We start from the raw sequence: 22,971 nt of genomic DNA on the forward strand, positions 1-22,971 counted from the left end.
GCCAGGATCAAACTCTCCATAATAGAGAAATTCGAGTAGCTCGAGTTTCTTGCTGGCATCATTTAAGATGTCAATTTCGAATCCGAAGATTCGTTTTGTCTTTTCGCCGACAGGTCGGTTGCAAGACTTTATTTGTTGACGTTTTGCTGTTCAGTTTTCAAGGTTCGTTTTACTTCTCTTGTTTCGCTTCTTCAAAAGCGACTTCTCTAATCTACCATCGTTGCTCTGTAGAGTCAAGAGCTTTTTAAAATTAGTTTTTAAAACTTGTTTCGAAGCTAAGTAACTAACTCCCTCAGCGACGTTTACTATAATAGCATGGGTTGTTTTCATAAGTCAACACTAAAAACGAAAAAACTTATTAAAGCTCCAAATTCGTAGAATGGGCCTTGATTTGATTGAATAAGGAGTTCCGTTGATTGAAGCGGAAGGCGGCGACTCCTGGGGGATTCGCGGGACAGGTGAGACCCCGCAGTGGAGCGTAGCGACCGAGGAGGCTCACCGCCCGCCCCCCGGAAAGCGTCCGCCTGCAGCGCAAATCAACAGTTTCACATTCTCCTATCAGTCCTCAGGGTTTACTCGGTAGTCTCTATGAAATACATATTCATTTTTCGATTCACTTTCCACGATTTGAATAAAACCTTTTTCAATTAAAAACTCAACGAGCACTTCTAGATTGATCGAATACATCTGTAACTCCTCATGCTCATGAAGCTCCTGGATTGTCCATGTCTCTTTCGTCGACATGACGTCCATAATATGTCTTGCTCCGTCCAGCGTCCGGTTATGGATGAAGAATTCACTTGCCAAGAATAGAAGCTCTAATCTTTTCTCTATCGGCTCCTCGCTCATGATCAGTTCTTCATATAGTTTATAGATCGCCGGATCGATCTTTTTGACTTGAGACCATACAGTCACTTCTGGAGCGAATCCCTTTTCAATGACGGTGAGCCTTGCAAGATGATGAAGGGATTGGATTGCATGATGATACGCATCCATATAGTTTTGCTGTTCGAAAAACATTTTTCCTTCCATATACACTCGAACTAATCTCGACAGCTCGAGTCCCATCTTTATCTTCCTACCATAGAAGGGATATTCCTTCAGTTCATTTTTCAAGCCTTCGACAAACTCGTTGCGATCGAAAAAGATCTTTCCATAGAAGAGCCAATCGACGACTTTTCTTCTTGTCCCAAGCAGCAGCCATTTCCTCAGCTGTTTTTCACTGATGACATGCATGGCAGCTTTCCCTGTACCGTCTGTGTAGTGTTTTGTATATATGGGCGTTTCTTCATTAGATGTAATGATAAGCATGATTTCGTCAAACGTGTCTGTTATCGGATCGCCTGCACCCCTTTTTTCAACGAGAATGACACCTAGTGTTTCAGGCGAGCTAGCGCGTTCTTGGTAAATCGGTCTAAGAACCTGTTCCATTATGACACCTCCAATTCTATTTCTTCGACGCACCTTCTCAAAAACCCTTCAATCAAAATTCGTAAAATATGATGCAAATGGAATATGTGCTATATTAATTGAGGAACGTTCATTTCCTTTCTATAGACGTTTCGTATTTACTATCATTCATTCTAAGGAGGATTACGGATGAAACCTTATAAAAATAAAATAAACCGGATCCGGTCATTTGCGCTCTCCCTTATTTTCATCGGGGTTGTCATTATGTATCTGGGCATATTCTTCAGAAATAATGAAATCATCATGTTGATATTCATGATTCTTGGACTCCTAGCCATTCTTGGTAGTACTGTTGTTTACGCTTGGATAGGAACTTTGTCAACGAGAGCTGTACAGATCGTCTGTCCAAATTGCGGTAAAGCGACTAAAATGCTTGGTCGGGTTGATATGTGCGGACATTGCAGAGAGCCGCTCACGTTGGACCCTTCATTGGAAGGCAAGGAATTCGATGTAGCATATAACCGACCGACGAATAAAAAAGACTCGCCAGAAAAGAAATAAAAAAACCGGTTCCGTATCTCAACCTCGGAACCGGTTTTCTTATTCTGCTTTATTGGCGCCTGATGCACATTCAGGACATGTTCCATATACTTCAAGACGATGTGAATTCACTTCGAATCCTGTAACATGGGAAGCGAGATGCTCGACTTCCTCCAGCCCGGGATGATGGAAGTCTACGATTTTGCCACAGTTATCACAGATGATGTGATAATGATCATGTGTAACGAAATCGAAACGGCTCGAAGAATCTCCATATGTTAGTTCCTTTACAAGCCCGGCATTCCGGAAAACACGCAGATTATTATATACGGTCGCAACACTCATATTTGGAAAATCAGCTTCGAGCGCTCTATATATTTCATCAGCTGTTGGATGCGTCTCGGAGGAAATGAGAAATTCTAAAATGGCATGCCTCTGCGGTGTAATACGAACACCGCTCTCCTTCAATGTGACAAGCGCGTCTTTCAAGAACACTTCAGACATCGCCAACACTCCAATCCATAAAGATTACTTCTTTATAATCATTATAATTAGTTTACTGAAGAAAGGCATATTTGTCAACTAAAGTGCTGTCGCTCGGGACGAACCAAGACCTGATTTAATACCCTTTTTCAGGGTCGATCAAATTGGTCAAGTTCTTATCCCCGCTTTGCCACTTCTCCAGATTTGCCGTGAAAAACTCCAGCGCTCTCTCAATATACTTCCCGGAATGGCTCGAGACATGCGGAGAAATTGTTACATTCGGCAAAGACCAAAGATCGCTTTCCGCTGGCAACGGCTCTTTCTCGAATACATCGAGGACCGCATGCCCGATTGCTCCGTTTTTCAAAGCTTCGACAAGAATGGATTCTTTCACAAGGTCTCCCCTGCCGAAATTCATGAATACCGCTGTCTCCTTCATCGCCTTGAAATGGTTGTCCGTCAGCAAGCCTTTCGTTTTTTCAGTACTAGGCAATACGGAAATGACAATGTCGGCTTCTGGAAGACTGCTTATCAGCCCGCCAAATTGAATAGTTTCATCCATAAATGGCGCGGGGTTCCCCGAATGATTGCAGCCGATTGTCCGGACGCCGAATGCTTGAAGCAACCTTCCGATTTCCGATCCAATCGCTCCCGGTCCAAGAATGAGCGCTGTTGACCCGCGCAATTCCGTTTGACGCACTTTCGCATTCCATTCTTTTTGTTTTTGCTGCTCCGCTAATTTAGGTAGTGCCCGTCCAAGTGCCAAAATATGTGCAAGGGCCGTTTCAGCCATCGGTGTTTTATGGATTCCGCGTACATTGCTTATCACAATCCCTTTTTCCGCAATTTCGGCAAGCGGCATCTTCTCCACTCCAGCGGAAGCGACCATTAACCATTTCAGTGACTTCGCCCGGTCAAGCACCTTCGTTGTGATATCTTCTCCATAGGTGACTATGATTTCAAATTCATCGATTGGCCCTTCATCGATTTTCCTATTGAAGCAAAATTCGATTCCCGGATAATCGCTTTCCAATTGTTTCATCTGATCATCTTTTATCTTGAAGGTGAATAAAACATTCATCCGCCCCGCTCCCCCTTACGCCTTCTTCGTCAATTGCTCCAATGTTGCAAGCGCTTCTTCGATATGCCCCTTCACTTTCACTTTCCGCCATTCCTTCACGACTGTCCCAGTAGGATCGATCAGGAAGGTGGAACGTTCAATTCCCATATACTCCTTGCCGAACATTTTCTTTAATTTCCATACACCATACGCTTCCGCAGCTTTATGATCTGCATCGACTAATAATGAAAACGGCAAGCCTTGCTTCTCGATGAATCGTTGATGTGATGCTTCATTATCCGGGCTGACTCCTAAAATGACAGCATTCAGGTCGCTAAAGCTCTCATAGGCATCCCGGAAATCACATGCCTGCGTTGTACAGCCAGGAGTAGCATCTTTCGGATAAAAATAGAGGATGACATACTTCTTCCCTTCAAAATCACTTAGAGAAACGATTTCACCATTTTCGTCAGGCAGTGTAAATTGCGGCGCCTGCATTCCTTCCAACTTTTCCATAGCGATCCCTCCAACTCTTTCTTACCCCAATCGTACCGAACAACCGATATAGTTTCAATTTCTTTGGCGTATGACTACAAGTTTGTTTAAAATGGAGTATGTACCGATTTGAACGGAGGAATTGAAATGAACAGAACAAAATCAGAACAGATCTATCAAGAAGCTTGTGAACATATCGTTGGAGGAGTCAACAGTCCTTCCCGAGGATATAAAGCGGTCGGCGGAGGAGCACCTACAGTGATGGAGCGTGCAGATGGCGCCTATTTCTGGGACGTCGACGGCAATAAATATATCGATTACTTAGGTGCATACGGGCCAATCATTACGGGCCACGCGCACCCACATATCGCGGAGGCGATTACGAAGGCCGCCACAAACGGGGTATTGTACGGGACGCCGACGAAGCATGAGGTCAAATTTGCTAAAATGCTGAAAGAAGCGATTCCTTCCATGGATAAAGTCCGTTTCGTCAATTCAGGGACAGAAGCTGTCATGACGACTATAAGAGTAGCTCGTGCCTTCACCGGAAGAACGAAAGTGATGAAGTTTGCCGGATGCTATCATGGACATTCCGATCTTGTCCTCGTAGCTGCAGGATCCGGTCCAGCAACGTTAGGAACCCCGGATTCAGCGGGAGTCCCAGCTTCCATCGCGCAAGAAGTGATCACAATCCCATTCAACGATCCGGATGCATATAAGGAAGCAATGGAAAAATGGGGAGACGAATTGGCATGTGTATTGGTCGAACCGATCGTCGGGAATTTTGGCATTGTCGAACCTAATGAAGGATTCCTTCCACTCGTCCATGAACTTGCGATAGAGAAAGGCGCACTTATCATTTACGATGAAGTGATCACGGCCTTCCGTTTCCATTACGGCAGTGCTTCAACGTTACTCGGAACGACCCCCGATTTGATCGCCTTCGGGAAAATCATCGGCGGCGGTTTGCCGATTGGAGCATATGGCGGCAAGAAAGAGATCATGGAGACTGTCGCACCGCTCGGACCTGCGTACCAAGCCGGCACGATGGCAGGAAATCCCGCTTCCATGCTATCCGGCATCGCTTGCTTGGAAGTATTGCAGCAACCTGGCATCTATGAAGAAATGGATCGCTTAGGAGGAATGCTGGAAGATGGCATCCTTCAATTAGCGGAAAAGCACGGCATCACGTTGACAATTAATCGTCTCGGCGGTGCACTTACGTTATTCTTCACGGATGTGATCGTAGAGAACTATGAGCAGGCTGAACAGACAGACGGAGAGACTTTTGCGAAGTTCTTTAAACTGATGCTCGAAAACGGCGTCAACCTCGCACCTTCCAAGTATGAAGCTTGGTTCCTCACAATTGCGCATAAAGAGGAGGACATCATTCATACACTAGAGGCGGTAGAACGTTCATTCAAAGAACTGAAGAACAGTTGACCAGTTGGAAGATTTAGGGTAGAGTACGGAAAACGCCTCATTCTCGAAAGAGGCGCATTTTATTTTGAATACCTTTAGTAGAAAGGATAATCATATGAAACTTGGCGCCCGCATCTTCAAAACGGGTATAGCGATTGTTGCCGCATTGTTTTTGGCTGAGGTGCTCAGCTTGCCAAATCCGGTTTTTGCAGGCATTGCGGCCATCTTTGCGATTCAACCATCGATTTACCGATCATATTTGACTATAATCGAACAGATCCAAGGTAATCTGATCGGTGCCATAACGGCCATCACCTTTGTGTTAGTGTTTGGACATCAAATTGTGACTGTTGGATTTGCAGCGGTCATCATCATCCTCATTATGCTCAAGTTGGGGCTTGAGAAATCCATTTCCTTAGCTTTAGTAACAATGATCGCCATCATGGAAATCAAAGGGGACGCATTCCTGTCCTTCGCTCTCCTTCGATTTGTCACTATGGTCATTGGGGTGCTTTCCGCTTTTATCGTCAACTTGCTGTTCATGCCTCCGAAGTATGAAACGAAGTTGTTTCAAGCAATCCATCAAGCGCAGGATGAAATCATACGGTGGATCCGGCTTGCAGGAAGGCAGGCTTCCGAACATATTGCAACAAAGAAATCGTTGGCCAAATTGAAAGAGCGTCTTGCAAATGTTGATCAGCTCTATTCCCTTTATAAAGAAGAACGGAGCTACTTCAAGAAAAACTCGCGGTCTAAGGCGAGGAAACTTGTCATATACAGACAGATGATCGCAACGTCAAAAAGTAGTTATGAAGTGCTGTCAAGGCTTCATAAATATGAAAATGAATTGATCAATCTGCCTGAGCATTTCCGGATGATGATCCAGGAACGGCTCGACGCATTGCTCACTTATCATGAACAGCTTCATCTGAAATTTGTAGGCAAGCTGAAGGCCGATAGAATGACGGAAAGCTTGAACGAGGAATTCATCCAACGACAGGAAGTGATGGATATTTTCGCGAAGGAAATCGCCATCACAAAAGAGGAAGAGGAATTTTCCGCCTATCACCTCCTCCACGTCCTCTCTTCGTTGTTGAACTATGAAGAGCAATTGGAGTATCTAGATCGGTTGATCGTCTCTAATCAACGCAGGCACGGACATAAAGTAAGCAATGAACTGGAAAATGAGATTTACTGAAGAAACCATCCTTGGCAATGTGCCAAGGATGGTTTTTTAGTTTTTCATTTTCGGATCGAGGGCGTCCCTCAGGCCGTCTCCCATTAAGTTGAAACCTAGAACAGTCAGCATGATGGAAAGTCCAGGGAAAATCATCGTCCATGGAGCGGACTGTAAATAGGACTTCGAATCGGCGAGCATTTTCCCCCATTCAGGCTGTGGCGCCTGTGCACCCAATCCGAGAAAACCGAGTGCAGCCGCTTCAAGAATAGCAGTTGCAACGGCTAGCGTCCCTTGCACGATGACGGGAGCCATTGAATTCGGAAGGATATGTGAAAATAAAATTCGTGCATCCTTCATTCCAATCGCCTTGGCCGCCATAATATATTCATCTTCCTTGATGCTCAATACTTTAGACCGGATCAAACGCCCGAAATTCGGAACATTGATGATGGCAATGGCGATCAAGGCGTTTTCTAGCCCTGGTCCTAATACAGAAACAATCGCGATGGCTAGCAGGATCGATGGAAATGCGAGCATAATATCAAAAATCCTAGATATGATCGTATCTGTCCACCTACCGTAATAGCCTGCCACAATCCCTAAAAAGCTGCCGACGATGACCGAGGCGATGACGGATAGGAACCCGACCGAAAGCGATATTCTCGCACCGTGGATAATGCGTGACAGTATATCCCTGCCGAAATCATCCGTTCCAAGCCAATATTCTGCTGAAGGCGGTTGGAGCCGGTCGGCCGCCATTTGCTCATTGATGCCCTCCTTTGCAATGAGAGGACCAAAAATGGCAAGAAGCACGAAAAAGAGGATTATGATCATTCCGGCAACCGCCACTTTGCTCTTTGTGAAACTTCGCCAAGCTTCCCGCCAAGGGCCGGTCGTCCTTTCGATTTCTGCTTCAACAATTCCATCCATTTTAGGCGTAAATTCAGACATTCCGCATTCCCCCTTCCTCAGTCATATTTAATCCTCGAATCAATCAGACCATAGAGCAGGTCGACGATCAGGTTGATCATGACGAAGATGAAGGCGACAACGAGAATCCCTGATTGGATGACGGGATAATCCCGGAAGTTGATGGCATCGTATATATACCTTCCGATGCCCGGCCAAGCAAAAATCGTTTCAGTTAAAATAGCCCCGCCAAGCAGCATCCCCATTTGAAGACCGATGATCGTCAACACTGGAATGACCGCATTTTTGAACGCATGCTTGTAAACGACCCAAAACATTTTCTGGCCCTTCGCCCGAGCGGTTCTAATGTAATCGGAGCGCATTACTTCAAGCATACTTGACCGCGTCATCCTTGCAATGATCGCCATCGGGATCGTCGCCAATGCGAGGCCTGGCAATATGAGGTGGCGCAGTACTTGCCATAGTTGATCGAATCGGCCTTGGATGATCGTATCGATAATATACAAATGGGTAATGGCATTGACCGGATCCCTTACTTGCTCCCTTCCGGTTGTAGGCAGCCAGCTGAATTCAATGGCAAATGCCCATTGCCCTAAAAGCCCCAGCCAAAAAATCGGCATGGAAACGCCAACGAGCGCCAAAATCATCGCTATGTAGTCAAACCATGAATTTTGGAACCATGCCGAGACAATGCCCGCGTTGACGCCGACGATTATAGCGATTAACATTGCAAAAAAAGCGAGCTCCATCGTCGCGGCCAAATGCGGCCATATTTCATCTGCGACCGGAAGCCGGGTGCGCATCGACTCTCCTAAATTACCTTGTAAAATTCCGCCTAAGTACTTGAAAAATTGAATATACCACGGTTGATCCAGCCCTAATTTCGCGTTCATCGCTGCGACGGCCTCCGCTGTCGCCTGCTGCCCTAAGATGACTTGGGCCGGGTTGCCGGGAATCGCCCGGATCATCATGAAAACAATGAAAACCATACCAAGAAGAACAGGTATTAATTGCAATAACCTTCTGCCGACGTAGCTGAGCATCACATTCACCTCACCAAATCTCGATCAATCGGATTCCGTCAAACTTCACTTTCGTCAATCAATGCACCAATAGGAAAAGGGGGGTATCGAACGACTCCCCCCTTACTGTTCATTGCAAAGTGAAAAGTGGATCCATCATTTGAATTCTACGTTCGATAACAGATCAGAACCAGTCGGGTGTGGAACGAACCCAGTTAAATCCTTAGCTGCTGCCAGAAGTGGCGTAGAGTGTGCGATTGGTACCCAAGGCGCCTCTTCATGGATGATTTCCTGAGCTTTCTTGTACAGCTCGATTCGTTTATCCTCATCCACTTCCGTTTGTGCTTCGATGAAAAGATCATGCATTGCATCATTTTTGAAATACGTATAGTTATTGCTGCCGATATTATCTTCATCTAATAGAACGTATAGGAAGTTGTCAGCATCCCCGTTATCCCCAGTCCAGCCTAGCATGAAAGCATCCGCTTCCCCTTTGCTCGCCTTGTCGAGATAAGTAGGCCACTCATACGAAACGATTTTCGCCTTTACGCCAATATCCGCCAAGTTGCTTTGGATCACTTCGGCAACTTTTGCACCGTCAGGCATGTATGGACGCGGAACAGGCATCGCCCATAGTTCCATTTCAAAACCGTCCGGATATCCCGCTTTCGCTAGAAGTTCCTTCGCCTTTTCTGGATTGTACTCATAAGGTTCAATATCATCGTTATAGCCTGAAATGGAAGGCGGCATTGGGTTTTTCGCGATATTCGCTCTTCCTTCGAAGAATGATTCAATGATTGTTTCCTTATTGATCGCGTAGTTCATCGCCTGACGTACTTCTTTCTTATCGAAAGGAGGACGTGTCACCGTCAAACCGAGATAGCCGACGTTCATTGAAGGACGTTCAATCAATTGCAAATCTGCATTCCCTTCAATCTTTTCGCCATCGGCAGGATTAATGCCGTCCGCAAGATCGATTTCCCCGGCAATGAGTGAATTCAAACGTGCGGAGTTGTCCGGGATGGAGCGGAAAATGATTTTTTCCAATTTAGGCAACCCTTTTTGCCAATACTCATCGAATTTTTCAATCGTGATTGATTCATTCGCTTTCCATTCGACAAATTTGAATGGACCTGTACCGACAGGGTTCCTTTCGAACTGATCGTCGCCTTTTTCAAATGCAGTCGGGCTTGCAATGGCGAACATACTCATCGCAATATTTTTCAAGAACGGAGCCTGTGGACGTTTCAACTTGATGATGACCGTGTGATCCCCGTCAGCTGTGACAGATTCGATGACATGGCCTTCATCCCCCTTGAATCCGCCGAACATGGAGTTGTAATATGGAAACTTTTCCGCGTCCCCGTTCGCCCAGCGTTCGAAGTTCTTTACAACAGCATCAGCATTGAAATCCGTTCCGTCATGGAATTTGACGCCCTCTTGCAATTTGAATGTGTACGTCAAGCCATCATCCGTATTCCATTCTTTCGCAAGGCCAGGCTGTACTGACGTATCTTGCTCGCCGAAATTCAACAGCGTCTCATATAGATTGACTGTTACTTTAAATGTTTCGCCTTCCGTCACCCTTGACGGATCGAGCGAAGTGGAATCGCCGCCGCGACCGAACACTAATGTATCTTTCGTGCTGCCGCTTCCACTGTTGCCACCACAGGCAGCAAGTACAGTTGACAGGACCAGCAATAGCAGTAACGCAGCTGACCACATTCTCTTTTTATTCATAGAGACCCCTCCAATTGTTTTATATCATTGTCGACCTGAGTTGTATAAAGATGACAGGCGACAGAATGACCGGTAGTTTGTTCCGAAAGTTGAGGTGATACTTTAGTGCAAATATCCATCTTGAATGGGCATCGTGTATGGAATGTGCACCCGGTTGGCGGGTCAGCCGGATTCGGGATGTCTCCTTCTATGATGATCTGCTCCTTCTGAAAATCCGGATCCGGGACGGGTACAGCGGATAATAACGCTTGCGTATAAGGATGCAGCGGTTTTTCGTAAAGCTGCTCACTATCCGCAACCTCCACCATCTTCCCTAAATACATGACAGCGACACGATCGCTAATATGCCGGACGACCCCGAGATCATGTGCAATGAAAATATAAGTGAGATTAAACTCCTTTTGGAGATCTTGCATAAGATTCAACACTTGCGCCTGGATAGATACGTCCAACGCTGAAACGGGCTCATCCGCGATGATGAGCTTCGGATTCGTCATCAAGGCGCGCGCAATGCCGATTCTCTGTCTTTGCCCTCCGCTGAATTGATGCGGATAGCGCTTTGCATGGTAGGCATTCAATCCGACAATTTCCAAAAATTCTCGTACCTTCTTCTTCCTTTCCTTCGGATCCGAAACGCCATGGACAAGGAGAGGCTCCTCCAAAATCTTGCCAATCGTATGGCGAGGATTCAACGAAGCGTAAGGATCCTGGAAGACCATTTGGATATCACGGCGCGTTTTTCTCATCTCTTCATGGCTTAATGAAGTAAGGTCTTTCCCGTCAAACTCTATCTTTCCAGCAGTAGGTTCCAGCAAGCGCATAAGCATGCGCCCTGTCGTCGATTTTCCGCAACCGCTCTCTCCGACGATTCCAAGCGTTTCCCCTTCATTTACGAAAAACGACACGTCATCGACAGCTTTCACATGCCCGACCGTCTTGCCGAACATCCCTTTCTTCACTGGAAAGTGCTTCTTCAAGTTTTCAACTTTCAATAAAGGCGTTGTGGCCATCCGACTTCACCCTTCCTTCGTCGTATAGGAAACAACGGGTCTGATGGACATCCGCTGTTTCATAAAGCTCCGGGTTTTCCTGAAAGCACCGGTCGAAAGCAAACTCGCATCGAGCCGCGAACCTGCAACCGCTCGTTATGGAGCCGGGCTTCGGAACATTCCCCGGAATGGAATGAAGTCGTTCCTTTTTAAACCGCATATCCGGCACTGATTGAATCAGTCCTTTCGTATACGGATGCTGAGGATCTTCAAAAATGAGTTTAGTCGGGGCCTCCTCGATGATTTGCCCTGCATACATGACGATGACCCGCTCACAACTTTCGGCGACAACTCCAAGATCATGGGTAATCAATAATATGGCAGTCCCTAACCGGACATTCAAATCTTTCATCAGTTTCAATATTTGCGCTTGGATCGTCACGTCAAGCGCAGTTGTCGGCTCGTCCGCTATCAATATTTTAGGATCGCAGACAAGTGCCATCGCAATCATCACCCTTTGCCGCATACCGCCCGACAATTGGTGCGGGTAGTCCTTCAGCAAGGCATCGGCACGTGGCAAGCCAACAAGCTTCAACATTTCAATTGCCCTTTGCTCAGCCTTCTTTTTCGACCAACCCTTTTCGTGAATCAAAATCGCTTCAACCATCTGATTGCCGATTGTAAATAGCGGGTTCAACGAAGTCATCGGCTCCTGAAAAATCATCGCTATGTCATTCCCGCGAATTTGCCTCATCTCTTTTTCAGACAGGCCGATCAAATTGCGTCCGTTGTACACAATTTCCCCGCCGGTAATTTTCCCAGGCGGACTTGGCACGAGCCCCATTACAGATAAGGAGGTAACACTTTTTCCGCATCCTGATTCCCCTACGATCCCCAAAATTTCGCCATCCCGGAGATGAAAATCGATGTGATCAACCGCCGGAACATTTCCGGAGTCTGTGAAAAAGGTAGTCTGCAAGTCTTTTACCTCGAGAATTTTCTTCCTTTCAGTCATCAGATCACCTTTTCATTTTATGTGTTTTCAGAAACATTAAATTACATCTATTATACTTTCTATTAAGAAAAAGGCAATATACAATTTTAATAGTCTAAAGGGGATGCTTTGGGCGTGGAACGGATCGCTTTGGGCGCGAGGCGGCTTGCTTTGGACGCGGAACTGCGCACTTTGGGCGCGGGGCCACTCTCTTTGGACGCGATTGCCGAATGGCAGAATGAAATAAAAAAAGCTACCGGTTTTGTCCGGTAGCTGCATGATTATAGCGATTGTACTTGAAACAGATTGTAATAAATGCCTTGTTGCGCCATCAGTTCCTCATGGCTTCCAACTTCCTTCAATTCCCCATGGTCGATGACAAAAATCTTGTCAGCATGGGTGATTGTCGATAGCCTGTGGGCGACAATCAAGGTTGTCCTGTCACTGGCAAGACGTTCAAGGGATTCTTGTATGAGCGCTTCGCTTTCAAGATCTAATGCGGAAGTTGCTTCATCCAAAATGAGCAGCGGCGGATTTTTCAAAAATACCCGTGCAATCGCAATACGCTGTTTTTGTCCTCCCGACAATTTCACGCCCCGCTCTCCGACGGTCGTATCATACCCTTCCGGCAACGATTCGATGAAATCATGTGCGTTTGCAGCTTTTGCCGCGGCAATCACTTCCTCATCCGTTGCGTCCGGCTTGCCCATCAGTATATTGCTTTTCACCGAGTCGCTAAAGAGAATACTGTCTTGAAGGACGAGCCCGATTTGGTCACGCAAAGATTTCAATTGAATATCACGTAAATCATAGCCGTCAATCCGGATCGCACCCTGCGTCACATCATAAAACCGCGGAATCAGACTGACAATTGTCGACTTTCCTCCGCCGCTCATGCCGACTAGCGCTACGGTCTCACCCGGTTTGACTGTGAAATTGACATCCCGCAAAACCGGTTCCTCATCTTCCGCGTATGAAAAACCGACATTATCGAATTGGATTTCCCCTTCGATCCGCGGCAATGCGACAGCATCGCTCTTATCTTTGATATCATACGGCTCTTCCATCAGTTCGAAGACCCTGTCCATCGATGCGAATGATTGCGTCAAAGAGGTAGACGCATTAACCAACCGTCGCAACGGATTGTACAAACGATCGATGTACGCAATGAACGCAACCATCACACCGACCGATAAAGAACCGTTGATCACTTGATAGCCTGCATAAGAAATCACGAGCAAAGGCGCGACATCGGTAATCGTGTTGACGACCGCGAACGCCTTCGCATTCCATCGAGTGTGATTGAGAGCCTTATCGAGGAAATTGCCGTTCGTACCGTCAAAGCGCTCCTGCTCTTTATCCTCTAATGCAAAGCTTTTAATGACACTTATCCCTGAAACCCTTTCATGCAAATAACTTTGAACGTCCGCTAGAGCCTGCGAACGCTTCCTCGTCAAGTCACGAAGTTTGCCAAAGAAATGCTTCACGCTGTATGCATAAAAAGGAAATGCGAGCAAAGTCACAATCGTCAATGGAACGTCCATCGTAAGCATGATGCATGTTGCAATGATGATTGTCGCCAAGTCGAGCCACACATTCATTAAACCGATCGTGACGAAATTCTTCGTCTGTTCAACATCATTGATGACGCGTGAAATGACTTCGCCCGCCCGCGTATTGGAATAGTAGCGCAGCCCGAGCCTTTGTAAATGTCCATACAAGTTTTCACGGATATCGTACAAGATTTTATTGCTGACGTATTGTGCGTAGTATTGGCGATAGTATTCGACAGGCGGCCGAATGATGAAGAATAGTAAAACGGTCCCTCCCATCCATAGGAAAAGCTGCTTCGTCTTTTCCGCATCGGTCAGCGTATCCGCCCCGATAATATCGTCGATGACAATTTTAATAAGGTATGGAATGAATAAAGGAATTGCAAATTTCACGATGCCAATTAAAATCGTCAAGATGATTTGCCAATTATATGGCTTTACAAACTTTAAATACCTCTTTATGCTCTCACCCATTTTCATCCTCCTTTAACAATAAAAAGCCCAACTGCTTAAACGCAGACAGGCTCTCATTTGTCATTTTTCTTTACCTGTTTATAGAACTCATACCTGGATGTCCACACTTCGATGAAATCTGGTGCAAATGGGCCTTTGCGTTGTTTGATCCACAAGAGCAGTTTATCCATATTACGCTTCAATATTTGATCGATCACTTCAGGGTAATTCATCTTCTTTTTATGCTCATCATATTCGTCCTCATCCAAAATCAAATAACTCATATCAGGAAATACTTTCACATCGAGATCATAATCGATGTATTTCAATGAGTGATTGTCATATACGAAGGGAGAGCTCATATTCACGTAATAGTAAACCCCGTCTTCCCGAAGCATGCAAATGATATTGAACCAATGCTCGGCATGGAAATAACAGATCGATGGCTCCCTCGTCAACCATGTCCTACCGTCCGCTTCCGTTACAAGCGTTCGTTCATTCGCTCCGATTACAATATTGCGCGTCCCCTTCAACACGGTCGTTTCCTGCCAGACACGGTGGATATTGCCATCATGCTTGTAGCTATGTACCTGTATCGTTTCGCCTTCTTTCGGTATTGTCATCAGTAAAACCACCTTTAAATGTCGGAAACCCTAATATTCGTACATTATACCAATTGGCCAATCAAAATTGAAACGTTTACCCTTCGACATAGGTACATAAAAAAACCGGCAGCTTTAGCTGCCGGCCGGTGATGTCCATCCATTATTTCGACTGTTTTCCGAAACTTCCAGCTCCGCCGGAAACGTTTTGTTTGTTCATTTCCGATTGTTGGTTTTGTTGGCGAACCTCGTTCACGTCTGTTTCAGATCCAAACTCTTCAGACATGATTTCCTGTTTTACTTTGTTTGGATTTGTGAACGATGCTTGCGTTTGTTGTTGGTTGTTTCGATTTTTGTTTGTCATGGATTTTCACCTCCGTAACCAATATGATGTTCAAAGCACCTCGTTTTATTCTAGAATTTCTGTTTGGAATTTGTTGGTTTTTTTGCTTCGTCCCAAACTTTTATAACGGGGACTGCTTTTGGCAACGCCTCGACTTCTTCGGTTGTAAAAAACGTGAAGCCCTCAGGAGCTGCATCATCGGTTACCGCCAAATAACTTTTCATTTCCCACGTCAGATGGGAAAAGATATGTCTGAACTCGATCAATGGCGTAATCGACACTACATTTATTCCATATTCGGCTTTTATGATTTTCTCTAACGGACCACCCGCATTGTTTTCCGCCATCGGAAACTCCCACATATTAGCCAGGAGTCCTTTTGACGGCCTCTGCGTCATTAACCATTTTCCTTCGGTATTCCTGATAGCGAATGAAAGGAGAGGTACTGTCCTCGTCTTTACCTTCTTTGATTTAACGGGAAGCTCCTCTTGTTTTCCTTCGTGGAAAGCTGTGCAGAAATCACGAACCGGGCATAAAAGGCACTTCGGTCGTGGTGTGCAAATTGTAGCCCCGAGCTCCATCAGACCTTGATTGAACGACGAAGGATCGTCTTTGTCAATTAACGCCATGACGACTTCCTCGAATAGTTTCCGCGTACGCGGAATCGCGATATCCTCTTCGATTAATAAAATTCGTGACAGGACTCTCATCACATTCCCATCGACAGCATGCTCCGGTACACCGAAAGCGATGCTGAGCACGGCTCCCGCAGTATATGGACCGACACCTTTCAATTTAGAAATGTCTTTCCGATTTTCAGGAATTCGGTTTCCATACTCTGCTACAACTTCTTTCACGCCAGCTTGCAAGTTCCGTGCACGGGAATAATATCCAAGCCCTTCCCACAGTTTCAAGACATCCTCTTCCTTCGCATCGGCCAAATCAGCTAGCGTCGGAAATTTTTCGATGAAACGTTCATAATAAGGGATGACCGTTTCGACACGTGTCTGTTGCAACATCACTTCCGACACCCATATATGATAGGGATTTGACGTCCTTCTCCAAGGAAGATCCCTCTTTTCTTCCAAATACCATGAAATTAATGCTTTCCTAAATTCACTTTCAAGTTTCCGTTCAAATAATTGCATGAAGTCCTCCGTTTTGCATATGCTTTTCGTTAATGAAAAATAGGGTATATACTAAATGAATAAAGATTGCTCTGTTTTTGTTTTTGCCAATTCAGAGGCGATGTAAAGGAGTGATTTTTTTGGATACCGGAACACATATTGTCATGGGCGCCGCCGTTTGCGGTTTGACATTGGCGGATCCAGTCGTTGCCTCAGATTCAGTCACGATGACAGCGGTGTTTATCGGAGTCGTCTCAGGCTCTTTGATACCTGATGTCGATACTGTACTTAAATTGAGGAATAATGCGGTTTATATACGAAACCATCGCGGAATTACTCATTCGGTGCCTGCGGTCCTGCTTTGGCCGCTCGTCATCTCGATTTTGCTGTCATTCCTTCTTCCTGAGGCAGCCTTCTATCATCTATGGGCATGGACTTTCTTAGCGGTGTTTTTGCACGTTTTCGTTGACATTTTCAACGCTTATGGAACCCAGGCACTACGGCCGTTTTCTAATAAATGGGTTGCCATTGGGGTCATCAATACGTTTGACCCGATTATTTTCGCGTTGCACATTATCGCAATTGTTGCATGGGCGTTCGGTGCAGAACCTGTTCTGACGTTCACGCTTTTGTACATTGTCGTTTTCTTCTATTATTTGTTGCGTTTTGCTGTCAAAGCAGCAGTGACACATGCCGTTCGCAATACGATTCCGGATGCTGACGATATTTTCATTGCACCGACAATGCATTTTTTCCAGTGGAGAGTTGCCGCATCTAATAAGGAATGTCACTATGTCGGGCGAGCATACGGCCGTTCCGTCAATATATACGACAGGTTCGAACGCGAACCTATGCCGAAGTCGCCTTACATCGATGCAGCGATGGAAGATAAGAACATCCAGGCATTCGTATCTTTTTCACCGATCTATAGATGGTCCGTTTCTTATGTCGGACATTTGTATGAAGTACGCCTTATCGATTTGCGCTATCGGAGTAAGAGCTATTATCCGTTTGTTGCTGTCGCACATATTAATGAAGACATGGAAGTCATCAATTCGTACACAGGATGGATTTTTTCAGAGGACAAGCTCCGTAAAAAACTGAATTTTATTCCGAACTCATAACAAAAGCGGAGGGCGCCCGCTCAGAGGCGACAGGCATAAGGCGAATATACGGAGTGGCGCTCTTTGCCACGCAGTATATTTGACTTATGACCCCGAGGCTCTAGCGCCCGGAGTCTAGACGGAAAAGCCAGACAAAAGCTTGCCGAAACGTTCTCGGCAAGCTTTTAAATGTTATTTGCCCGTTTTCACTGATTGCAGCATTGCAATCGGCAGCGCCTCTTCTGCACGCTCTCCGCCTAAACGGTATCCCCATGCAAAGCGGCCTTTCAAATAGTCGACGTGGAAAAAGACCCCTTCATCCCCTTCGATTCTGTAGATTTCCCCGGGAATGATTGTTGACGGATCGATCATATATGATTTTGCCATAAGCGCTTTGCGTTGATAGACGGCAAACTCATTGATCATGCCTAATTGCTCCGCCTTGCGCGCTTTTTCCATCAGACTGCCGATCTCCGACCGCAACTCATGTTCATTCATTTCACTATATTTTTTAGTCTCCATCTTCTTCGTTCTCCTTTTTTTCGATGAAACTGTCAATCCGATCGAATGGAATCCCTTTTTGGTACATCGCCTGCTTTACACGTTTTCTTAGTTCGTAGCCGGAATGCTTTGATTGATATCGGCGCCACGCCTTCTCACCGACCGAGCCGATGATCGAATCCCATTCATCTTCATCTCTGCCGAAATCGATTTCTTCCATAACGCTGTTTATCAATTCAAAAGAGAACCCTTTGCGTGCAAGCGCATTTTGGATTTTCTGCTTTAATTGTGCCGGGGCGATAGAACGATTTGACCGAGCCGCCTTTTCGGCTAGCTTTTTAGCGACTGTAAATTGTTCTTCCTCGGAATAGTTTTCAAGCACTTGTTGCTGCAACTCCTTCCCGACCCCTTTTTTCTGCAATTCTTGTTGGATCGCTTTTGGACCTTTGTTCGATGCATTTTTCTGTGTTCGCATTAATGCTTCGGAAAATGCCTCATCGTCAAGGAATCCAAGCCTTCTCAATTTGACGATTGCTTCGAGGACGACGGCTTCTCCGAATTCTAAGTCCTTCAGTTTCTTTTTGACTTCAAATTCGCTTCGCATTCGGAAGGATAGGTAGTGGAGCGCGCGGTTGAATGCTTTTTCGATTTGGTCTTCGTATGTGATTTCGTCCATCGACCATTCGTCGAGTTGCATTCCTTTTGTCAGTCCGAATTTGACGAGGACGGATTCATGGACGCTGAAGGCGTATACTTCGTCTAGGAATATATTATAACGTTCGCTATCACGTTTTTGTTGTGTTATTTTCGTTATAACAGGCAAATCTGTTCGACCTCCCTCGCTATCTATCAGTATACATGTTCTGGTGTTGGAGGTCAGCTTTGCAGTTCTTTCCGGCAATACCGTGCTCGTAACGCTTCGCTTTTACTCGCAAAAGCCGTTCTTCGTGACGGCTTTCGCTACAGGCGGACGCTTTCCGCGGGCACGGCCTCAATCTCCTCGTCACTGCGTTCCTGCGGGGCTTTCAGCTCGTGCTGTTCCCGCAGGAGTCGCCGCCTTTCGCTTCAATCCGGTGGGCATATCAATATAGGGGGTGAATAGATATTGAAAGTCGTCATTGCAGGTGGTTCTGGTTTTATTGGACAACATATTACAGATTTACTAGTAAAGAACGGTCATGAAATTATCATTCTTTCACGGAATGAAAAACCTGACAGCGCGAATGTGATGTATGTACTTTGGTTGCAAGAGGGAGCTGTTCCGGAGAAAGAGATTGGTGAGGCGGATGTGTTTATTAACCTTGCTGGGGTCTCGATTAATGATGGACGTTGGTCGGAGGCTCATCAGAAGCGGATTTATGATAGCAGGATGGAAGCGGCGGATGAACTGATCCGAATTATAGACAAGATGGATGTCAAACCATCTCTCTTCATTAATGCTAGCGCCATTGGAATATATCCTGCCTCAGAAACCGCAATGTACACGGAGGGATCTACTGAAGTTGCGACAGACTTTCTTGGCAGAACGGTGAATGATTGGGAGAAAAAAGCGGCTACGTTGAACGACTTAGGGATACGGACAGTATACACCCGGTTCGGTCTCGTTCTTGGAGAGAGTGAGGGTGCTTTGTCGCTTATGGTCTTGCCGTATAAAATGTACGTCGGCGGCAGAGTAGGCACGGGGCGACAATGGGTTTCATGGGTGCATGTGCGAGACGTTGCAAGAGCCGTTCTGCACATTTTGCAAAATGGCCAATTGGAAGCGCCGTCAATGTCACCGCACCATTCCCCCTCCGGATGGATGAGTTCGGGAAGATGATTGGCACCACTTTACACCGGCCGCATTGGCTTCCTGTTCCAGCAGCCGTCATGAAAGTTGCGCTTGGAAAAAAAAGCTCGCTTGTTCTGGAAGGGCAGCATGTAAAGCCTGAAAAACTATTGGCGGACGGCTTTGAATTCGATTTCCCAATTCTGTCCTTAGCTTTGGATAATCTGCTGTAAGAGAGTATATTCTCCTTTCATATGCACACCCTACTCAAAAAGGAGAGTGCGATCTATGGTTGAACAACATGGCCCCGGAATTCTTATGGCTGCCTTCATCATCGTTGTAGGCATTTTGTTTAATCCGTTTTCGGCTAAAGCCGAGGAATTCCATTGGGGATTTAAAAAAGCTACGAATGGAGTCCCTCCGAACGCGGGCTCAGCTTTGGAATCGATGCTTGAACAACATGGCGCCATATACAAAGGCAAGCCTGACGCAAAAATCGCCTATTTGACTTTCGATAATGGCTACGAAAACGGCTATACCGAAAAGATTTTGGATGCATTGAAAAAAGAGGAAGTCCCTGCAACATTCTTTCTGACGGGCCACTATTTGAAAAGCGCTGCCCCACTTGTCCAGCGGATGGTGAAGGATGGACATGGAATTGGAAACCATTCCTTCGATCATCCGAACATGGCGAATCTATCGGAAGCAAGAATGGAGGAAGAATGGAAGAAGTTCGATGAGCTCCTCTATAAGACGACAGGAATCGAACGTACTGTTTACGCAAGGCCTCCTGAAGGGATTTTCAACGATGCTGTCTTGCGTAAAGGAAATGAGTTAGGATACCGCCATATATTCTGGTCCGTCGCATTCATTGATTGGCATGCCAATAAACCACGCGGTCGAGACTATGCCTATAATGAGCTCATGAACCAGCTGCATCCCGGTGCCGTCATTCTCATGCATACAGTGTCACCCGATAATGCGGAAGCATTGCCGGACTTCATCCGCGATGCAAAAAAAGCGGGATATGAATTCCGATCTTTGGACGATCTAGTTCTCGAATATGAAAATGTCCATTCAATTCTCCGATGAATTGAAAAGCATCCCTTACGTCAGGATGCTTTTTCTTTTCGTGCCATAAAGAGAGATGATGAACAACACCACGAACAGAATGGCGATGATGAGAAAATAGCTGACGTTTTCGACGAACTCTAGGAAAATCCCTCCTACAAATGGTCCAGTAAGACTGCCAATGCTGAAGAAGATGCCGCAAAGCAAATTACCGGTTGGCAATAGATTCTTCGGAGTGAGGTCTGACATATATGAAATGCCGAGCGAAAAGGTCGACCCGACAAAAACGCCTGCAATGAAAACGGTCAGCATGATGAAAGGGACTGAGTTCCCCATCAAACTCGCTGCCCAAAAGGCGATTGCTCCTCCCCCATACGTTATCGGAACGATCATTTGTCTTCCGAACTTGTCCGAAAGCATGCCGAGCGGCAACTGTGAAATGATGCCCCCTGTTGAAAAAATGGCGAGGATCATCGACACGGACGTAAGATCAATGCCATTCCGCAATGCATATACCGGGTACATCGCGTTCAATGAAGATTCCAGGAATCCATAACCGAACGGACCTAAGAAAGCGATCCACGCAATGACGATCGTGCTTTTTGAACGTTTTACAAAACTTCCGGCTACCACATTCCCTTTCATCACTTCAGGATAATCATTTTTCAGTTTGAAGACGAGCAGCCATGCAGACATGCATAATAAGCCTGAGACGATGAACGGCAGTCCTTCATGAATATTTACTAGCGGCGCAAAAAGCGGCCCTACTGCGAAACCTAAGCTGAATGACAAGCCGTAAATCGCGATATTCCTCCCTAATGTTTGTTGCTTCGATGTGCTTGTTATCCACGTTTGTGTTGAAAAATGGAGGGCATGATCCCCGATGCCTATTAACAAACGGAGGATGAACCAAAAGACGACATTTTTCCACAATGGGAACATAAGCAATGATGAAAAGACAATGATGCCGCCTAATACGATGACGGGTTTGTAACCATATTTACGCAATGGTGCTTCCATGAATGGGGACACGAGAAGTGTGCCTATGTATAAGCCTGTAGCATTCAGGCCATTCAATGCGCTCGAAATTCCGTCCCGCTCGAAAATGGCGGAAATGAGCGGTAATAACATGCCTTGGGAAAAGCCTGAAATCGAAACGATGATGACAAGAATCCAAAACCGCCGCTGTTCGGCAGTTGTTGTAGTACTCATAAGCAATACGCTCCTTAAGATGCACTGAGTGAAGTTTCACCTTATAATAGTAGCATAAGGAGGATTGATTAGAATGAAATTCGAAATGACTGAAAATGGATTTGAAACGGAGACTTCGTTCGGCAAGCTGCAAATTTCCTCGAATGACGAATACGGATTCCGTCCATACCAACTTTTAGTTTCATCCATCGCAGTATGCAGCGGAGGCGTTCTACGGAAGATCCTTGAAAGAAAAAGGATGCCTGCAAAAAATATAAGCATCGAAGTGAAGGAAGTCGTCCGGAATGAGGAAGTTGCGAACCGTGTGGAAAAGATCCATCTTCATTTTCTAATTGAACGTGAAAAGATCGAAGATGAACAAATGGAAAAGATCTTGCATGTAACGGCAAAGAACTGTTCTATGCTTCAATCGGTCGTCGATTCGATCGAAGTCGTTGAGACATATGAATTTTTGTGAATGAATAAGGCCCAGTCCATATCTGATGTCAGAATACGGCTGGGCCTTTACTTATGAATAGAACCTTCACTTTCATTTTGCATATAATTCGTAGGCGTCTATCGGCTAGGGCCGTCAAACGTTCACGGATCCCCTCCTTTTCGTAAGGATTCGATTCGTCTCTACACTACGGCCTCCTTTTCCAAATGATTACTTGTAGTATAGCATGATATTTTTCTATTGTAAACATTTTGTTAAGTTGAATTTTCATTTTATTAACATGCACTTTGGCAACATTGAAAAAAGCATGTAATTCGTATACGATTACAATGATGAAAAGAGGTGTACTTCTTGGATAATAGGCAAAGCAATAATCACGTCGACGAGTTGAAAAATCGTCTCCATCAATTTTTGGAGAAGCTTGAATCAATTGAGCCAGAAACGACTGACCTTGACGATATCGATCAGCTGATTGACTTGATCGATGAACTGGAAAACCAAATGAACAAACTAAAAAAAGATCAATGATTTTCTAGG

General features: G+C 45.6%; 26 protein-coding genes. 10 read left to right on the plus strand and 16 right to left on the minus strand.

Annotated features, from left to right (window positions below):
- Positions 1–558: 558 nt before the first annotated feature.
- The gene (locus AB1K89_RS13700) at positions 559–1,431 is read right to left on the minus strand and encodes a nucleotidyltransferase-like protein (protein WP_413055283.1); all 873 of its coding nucleotides are present in this window, start codon (positions 1,429–1,431) and stop codon (positions 559–561) included.
- Between the two features lie 168 nt (positions 1,432–1,599).
- Between AB1K89_RS13700 and AB1K89_RS13705 the strand changes: the two genes are divergently transcribed.
- Positions 1,600–1,971 carry a YgzB family protein gene (locus AB1K89_RS13705; protein ID WP_413055284.1) on the plus strand — a complete coding sequence of 124 codons (372 nt, stop codon included), beginning with the start codon at positions 1,600–1,602 and terminating at the stop codon, positions 1,969–1,971.
- 39 nt (positions 1,972–2,010) lie between these two features.
- On the opposite strand, the gene perR is transcribed toward AB1K89_RS13705, so the two are convergent.
- From perR to bcp, 3 genes are all read right to left on the minus strand, one after another.
- The gene (gene perR, locus AB1K89_RS13710; protein WP_252504134.1) at positions 2,011–2,454 is read right to left on the minus strand and encodes a peroxide-responsive transcriptional repressor PerR; all 444 of its coding nucleotides are present in this window, start codon (positions 2,452–2,454) and stop codon (positions 2,011–2,013) included.
- 115 nt (positions 2,455–2,569) lie between these two features.
- Entirely contained in the window at positions 2,570–3,514 is a 945-nt protein-coding gene (locus AB1K89_RS13715; protein ID WP_413055285.1) for a D-2-hydroxyacid dehydrogenase, read from the minus strand.
- Between the two features lie 15 nt (positions 3,515–3,529).
- Positions 3,530–4,009, minus strand: a complete 480-nt coding sequence (gene bcp, locus AB1K89_RS13720) for a thioredoxin-dependent thiol peroxidase (RefSeq protein ID WP_413055286.1) — start codon at positions 4,007–4,009, stop codon at positions 3,530–3,532.
- A 126-nt stretch (positions 4,010–4,135) separates the two neighbouring features.
- Here bcp and AB1K89_RS13725 point away from each other — a divergent pair, with 126 nt between their 5' ends.
- Both AB1K89_RS13725 and AB1K89_RS13730 read left to right on the plus strand, forming a co-directional pair.
- Complete coding sequence (locus tag AB1K89_RS13725) at positions 4,136–5,431, plus strand: glutamate-1-semialdehyde 2,1-aminomutase (protein ID WP_413055287.1); 1,296 nt, start codon at positions 4,136–4,138, stop codon at positions 5,429–5,431.
- Positions 5,432–5,525: 94 nt separating this feature from the next.
- Complete coding sequence (locus tag AB1K89_RS13730; protein WP_413055413.1) at positions 5,526–6,608, plus strand: FUSC family protein; 1,083 nt, start codon at positions 5,526–5,528, stop codon at positions 6,606–6,608.
- 36 nt (positions 6,609–6,644) lie between these two features.
- On the opposite strand, the gene nikC is transcribed toward AB1K89_RS13730, so the two are convergent.
- The 5 genes from nikC to AB1K89_RS13755 all read right to left on the minus strand — a co-directional run bounded on the left by nikC (position 6,645) and on the right by AB1K89_RS13755 (position 12,286).
- The gene (nikC, locus tag AB1K89_RS13735; RefSeq protein WP_413055288.1) at positions 6,645–7,541 is read right to left on the minus strand and encodes a nickel transporter permease; all 897 of its coding nucleotides are present in this window, start codon (positions 7,539–7,541) and stop codon (positions 6,645–6,647) included.
- Between the two features lie 17 nt (positions 7,542–7,558).
- Complete coding sequence (locus tag AB1K89_RS13740) at positions 7,559–8,563, minus strand: ABC transporter permease (RefSeq protein WP_413055289.1); 1,005 nt, start codon at positions 8,561–8,563, stop codon at positions 7,559–7,561.
- Positions 8,564–8,698: 135 nt separating this feature from the next.
- Complete coding sequence (locus AB1K89_RS13745) at positions 8,699–10,282, minus strand: ABC transporter substrate-binding protein (protein ID WP_413055290.1); 1,584 nt, start codon at positions 10,280–10,282, stop codon at positions 8,699–8,701.
- The gene (locus tag AB1K89_RS13750; RefSeq protein ID WP_413055291.1) at positions 10,279–11,292 is read right to left on the minus strand and encodes an ABC transporter ATP-binding protein; all 1,014 of its coding nucleotides are present in this window, start codon (positions 11,290–11,292) and stop codon (positions 10,279–10,281) included. The genes AB1K89_RS13745 and AB1K89_RS13750 overlap by 4 nt, the downstream gene beginning before the upstream one ends.
- Entirely contained in the window at positions 11,264–12,286 is a 1,023-nt protein-coding gene (locus AB1K89_RS13755; RefSeq protein WP_413055292.1) for an ABC transporter ATP-binding protein, read from the minus strand. The genes AB1K89_RS13750 and AB1K89_RS13755 overlap by 29 nt, the downstream gene beginning before the upstream one ends.
- A 114-nt stretch (positions 12,287–12,400) precedes the next feature.
- Here AB1K89_RS13755 and AB1K89_RS13760 point away from each other — a divergent pair, with 114 nt between their 5' ends.
- Positions 12,401–12,538, plus strand: coding sequence for a hypothetical protein (locus tag AB1K89_RS13760; RefSeq protein ID WP_413055293.1), 138 nt, complete (start codon positions 12,401–12,403; stop codon positions 12,536–12,538).
- Between the two features lie 8 nt (positions 12,539–12,546).
- On the opposite strand, the gene AB1K89_RS13765 is transcribed toward AB1K89_RS13760, so the two are convergent.
- The 4 genes from AB1K89_RS13765 to mutY form a co-directional block, all read right to left on the minus strand.
- The gene (locus AB1K89_RS13765; protein ID WP_413055294.1) at positions 12,547–14,292 is read right to left on the minus strand and encodes an ABC transporter ATP-binding protein; all 1,746 of its coding nucleotides are present in this window, start codon (positions 14,290–14,292) and stop codon (positions 12,547–12,549) included.
- 53 nt (positions 14,293–14,345) lie between these two features.
- Positions 14,346–14,894 carry a nucleoside tri-diphosphate phosphatase gene (gene ntdP / locus AB1K89_RS13770; RefSeq protein ID WP_413055295.1) on the minus strand — a complete coding sequence of 183 codons (549 nt, stop codon included), beginning with the start codon at positions 14,892–14,894 and terminating at the stop codon, positions 14,346–14,348.
- A gap of 142 nt (positions 14,895–15,036) precedes the next feature.
- Entirely contained in the window at positions 15,037–15,237 is a 201-nt protein-coding gene (locus AB1K89_RS13775) for a gamma-type small acid-soluble spore protein (RefSeq protein WP_413055296.1), read from the minus strand.
- Positions 15,238–15,287: 50 nt separating this feature from the next.
- Complete coding sequence (gene mutY / locus AB1K89_RS13780) at positions 15,288–16,364, minus strand: A/G-specific adenine glycosylase (RefSeq protein WP_413055297.1); 1,077 nt, start codon at positions 16,362–16,364, stop codon at positions 15,288–15,290.
- A 119-nt stretch (positions 16,365–16,483) separates the two neighbouring features.
- Here mutY and AB1K89_RS13785 point away from each other — a divergent pair, with 119 nt between their 5' ends.
- Positions 16,484–17,467, plus strand: a complete 984-nt coding sequence (locus AB1K89_RS13785; RefSeq protein WP_413055298.1) for a metal-dependent hydrolase — start codon at positions 16,484–16,486, stop codon at positions 17,465–17,467.
- Positions 17,468–17,638: 171 nt separating this feature from the next.
- On the opposite strand, the gene AB1K89_RS13790 is transcribed toward AB1K89_RS13785, so the two are convergent.
- Positions 17,639–17,968 (minus strand): YfhH family protein, encoded by a 330-nt coding sequence (locus AB1K89_RS13790; RefSeq protein WP_252504146.1) that lies wholly within the window; start codon positions 17,966–17,968, stop codon positions 17,639–17,641.
- Entirely contained in the window at positions 17,958–18,770 is an 813-nt protein-coding gene (gene recX / locus AB1K89_RS13795) for a recombination regulator RecX (RefSeq protein ID WP_413055299.1), read from the minus strand. The genes AB1K89_RS13790 and recX overlap by 11 nt, the downstream gene beginning before the upstream one ends.
- A gap of 282 nt (positions 18,771–19,052) precedes the next feature.
- Between recX and AB1K89_RS13800 the strand changes: the two genes are divergently transcribed.
- From AB1K89_RS13800 to AB1K89_RS13810, 3 genes are read left to right on the plus strand one after another with little or no spacing between them, the layout of a single operon-like run.
- Entirely contained in the window at positions 19,053–19,766 is a 714-nt protein-coding gene (locus AB1K89_RS13800) for a TIGR01777 family oxidoreductase (RefSeq protein ID WP_413055300.1), read from the plus strand.
- Positions 19,763–19,948 (plus strand): DUF1731 domain-containing protein, encoded by a 186-nt coding sequence (locus AB1K89_RS13805; protein WP_413055301.1) that lies wholly within the window; start codon positions 19,763–19,765, stop codon positions 19,946–19,948. Before AB1K89_RS13800 ends, AB1K89_RS13805 begins: the two co-directional genes overlap by 4 nt.
- A 55-nt stretch (positions 19,949–20,003) precedes the next feature.
- Positions 20,004–20,807, plus strand: a complete 804-nt coding sequence (locus tag AB1K89_RS13810; RefSeq protein ID WP_413055302.1) for a polysaccharide deacetylase family protein — start codon at positions 20,004–20,006, stop codon at positions 20,805–20,807.
- A 15-nt stretch (positions 20,808–20,822) separates the two neighbouring features.
- Here the strand turns inward: AB1K89_RS13810 and AB1K89_RS13815 are convergent, their stop codons facing one another.
- A complete protein-coding gene (locus tag AB1K89_RS13815; RefSeq protein ID WP_413055303.1) occupies positions 20,823–21,998 on the minus strand; it encodes an MFS transporter in 1,176 nt (391 codons plus the stop codon).
- 73 nt (positions 21,999–22,071) lie between these two features.
- Between AB1K89_RS13815 and AB1K89_RS13820 the strand changes: the two genes are divergently transcribed.
- Positions 22,072–22,455: an OsmC family protein gene (locus AB1K89_RS13820; protein ID WP_413055304.1), complete on the plus strand. Its 384-nt coding sequence runs from the start codon at positions 22,072–22,074 to the stop codon at positions 22,453–22,455.
- 330 nt (positions 22,456–22,785) lie between these two features.
- Complete coding sequence (locus tag AB1K89_RS13825; protein WP_413055305.1) at positions 22,786–22,962, plus strand: SE1561 family protein; 177 nt, start codon at positions 22,786–22,788, stop codon at positions 22,960–22,962.
- Positions 22,963–22,971: the final 9 nt, after the last annotated feature.

This window comes from Sporosarcina pasadenensis (assembly GCF_047228845.1).
In the GTDB taxonomy this organism is placed as follows: Bacteria; Bacillota; Bacilli; order Bacillales_A; family Planococcaceae; genus Sporosarcina.

Bases quoted from the DNA above. Each gene is read 5' to 3' on its own strand.
- AB1K89_RS13700 (WP_413055283.1), bottom strand. From the start codon at position 1,431: ATGGAACAGGTTCTTAGACCGATTTACCAAGAACGCGCTAGCTCGCCT.
- bcp (WP_413055286.1), bottom strand. From the start codon at position 4,009: ATGGAAAAGTTGGAAGGAATGCAGGCGCCGCAATTTACACTGCCTGAC.
- perR (WP_252504134.1), bottom strand. From the start codon at position 2,454: ATGTCTGAAGTGTTCTTGAAAGACGCGCTTGTCACATTGAAGGAGAGC.
- AB1K89_RS13810 (WP_413055302.1), top strand. From the start codon at position 20,004: ATGGTTGAACAACATGGCCCCGGAATTCTTATGGCTGCCTTCATCATC.
- AB1K89_RS13725 (WP_413055287.1), top strand. From the start codon at position 4,136: ATGAACAGAACAAAATCAGAACAGATCTATCAAGAAGCTTGTGAACAT.
- AB1K89_RS13805 (WP_413055301.1), top strand. From the start codon at position 19,763: ATGATTGGCACCACTTTACACCGGCCGCATTGGCTTCCTGTTCCAGCA.
- nikC (WP_413055288.1), bottom strand. From the start codon at position 7,541: ATGTCTGAATTTACGCCTAAAATGGATGGAATTGTTGAAGCAGAAATC.
- AB1K89_RS13765 (WP_413055294.1), bottom strand. From the start codon at position 14,292: ATGGGTGAGAGCATAAAGAGGTATTTAAAGTTTGTAAAGCCATATAAT.
- AB1K89_RS13815 (WP_413055303.1), bottom strand. From the start codon at position 21,998: ATGAGTACTACAACAACTGCCGAACAGCGGCGGTTTTGGATTCTTGTC.
- AB1K89_RS13730 (WP_413055413.1), top strand. From the start codon at position 5,526: ATGAAACTTGGCGCCCGCATCTTCAAAACGGGTATAGCGATTGTTGCC.
- AB1K89_RS13755 (WP_413055292.1), bottom strand. From the start codon at position 12,286: ATGACTGAAAGGAAGAAAATTCTCGAGGTAAAAGACTTGCAGACTACC.
- AB1K89_RS13745 (WP_413055290.1), bottom strand. From the start codon at position 10,282: ATGAATAAAAAGAGAATGTGGTCAGCTGCGTTACTGCTATTGCTGGTC.
- ntdP (WP_413055295.1), bottom strand. From the start codon at position 14,894: ATGACAATACCGAAAGAAGGCGAAACGATACAGGTACATAGCTACAAG.
- AB1K89_RS13740 (WP_413055289.1), bottom strand. From the start codon at position 8,563: ATGCTCAGCTACGTCGGCAGAAGGTTATTGCAATTAATACCTGTTCTT.
- AB1K89_RS13715 (WP_413055285.1), bottom strand. From the start codon at position 3,514: ATGAATGTTTTATTCACCTTCAAGATAAAAGATGATCAGATGAAACAA.
- AB1K89_RS13820 (WP_413055304.1), top strand. From the start codon at position 22,072: ATGAAATTCGAAATGACTGAAAATGGATTTGAAACGGAGACTTCGTTC.
- AB1K89_RS13750 (WP_413055291.1), bottom strand. From the start codon at position 11,292: ATGGCCACAACGCCTTTATTGAAAGTTGAAAACTTGAAGAAGCACTTT.
- AB1K89_RS13705 (WP_413055284.1), top strand. From the start codon at position 1,600: ATGAAACCTTATAAAAATAAAATAAACCGGATCCGGTCATTTGCGCTC.
- AB1K89_RS13775 (WP_413055296.1), bottom strand. From the start codon at position 15,237: ATGACAAACAAAAATCGAAACAACCAACAACAAACGCAAGCATCGTTC.
- AB1K89_RS13790 (WP_252504146.1), bottom strand. From the start codon at position 17,968: ATGGAGACTAAAAAATATAGTGAAATGAATGAACATGAGTTGCGGTCG.
- mutY (WP_413055297.1), bottom strand. From the start codon at position 16,364: ATGCAATTATTTGAACGGAAACTTGAAAGTGAATTTAGGAAAGCATTA.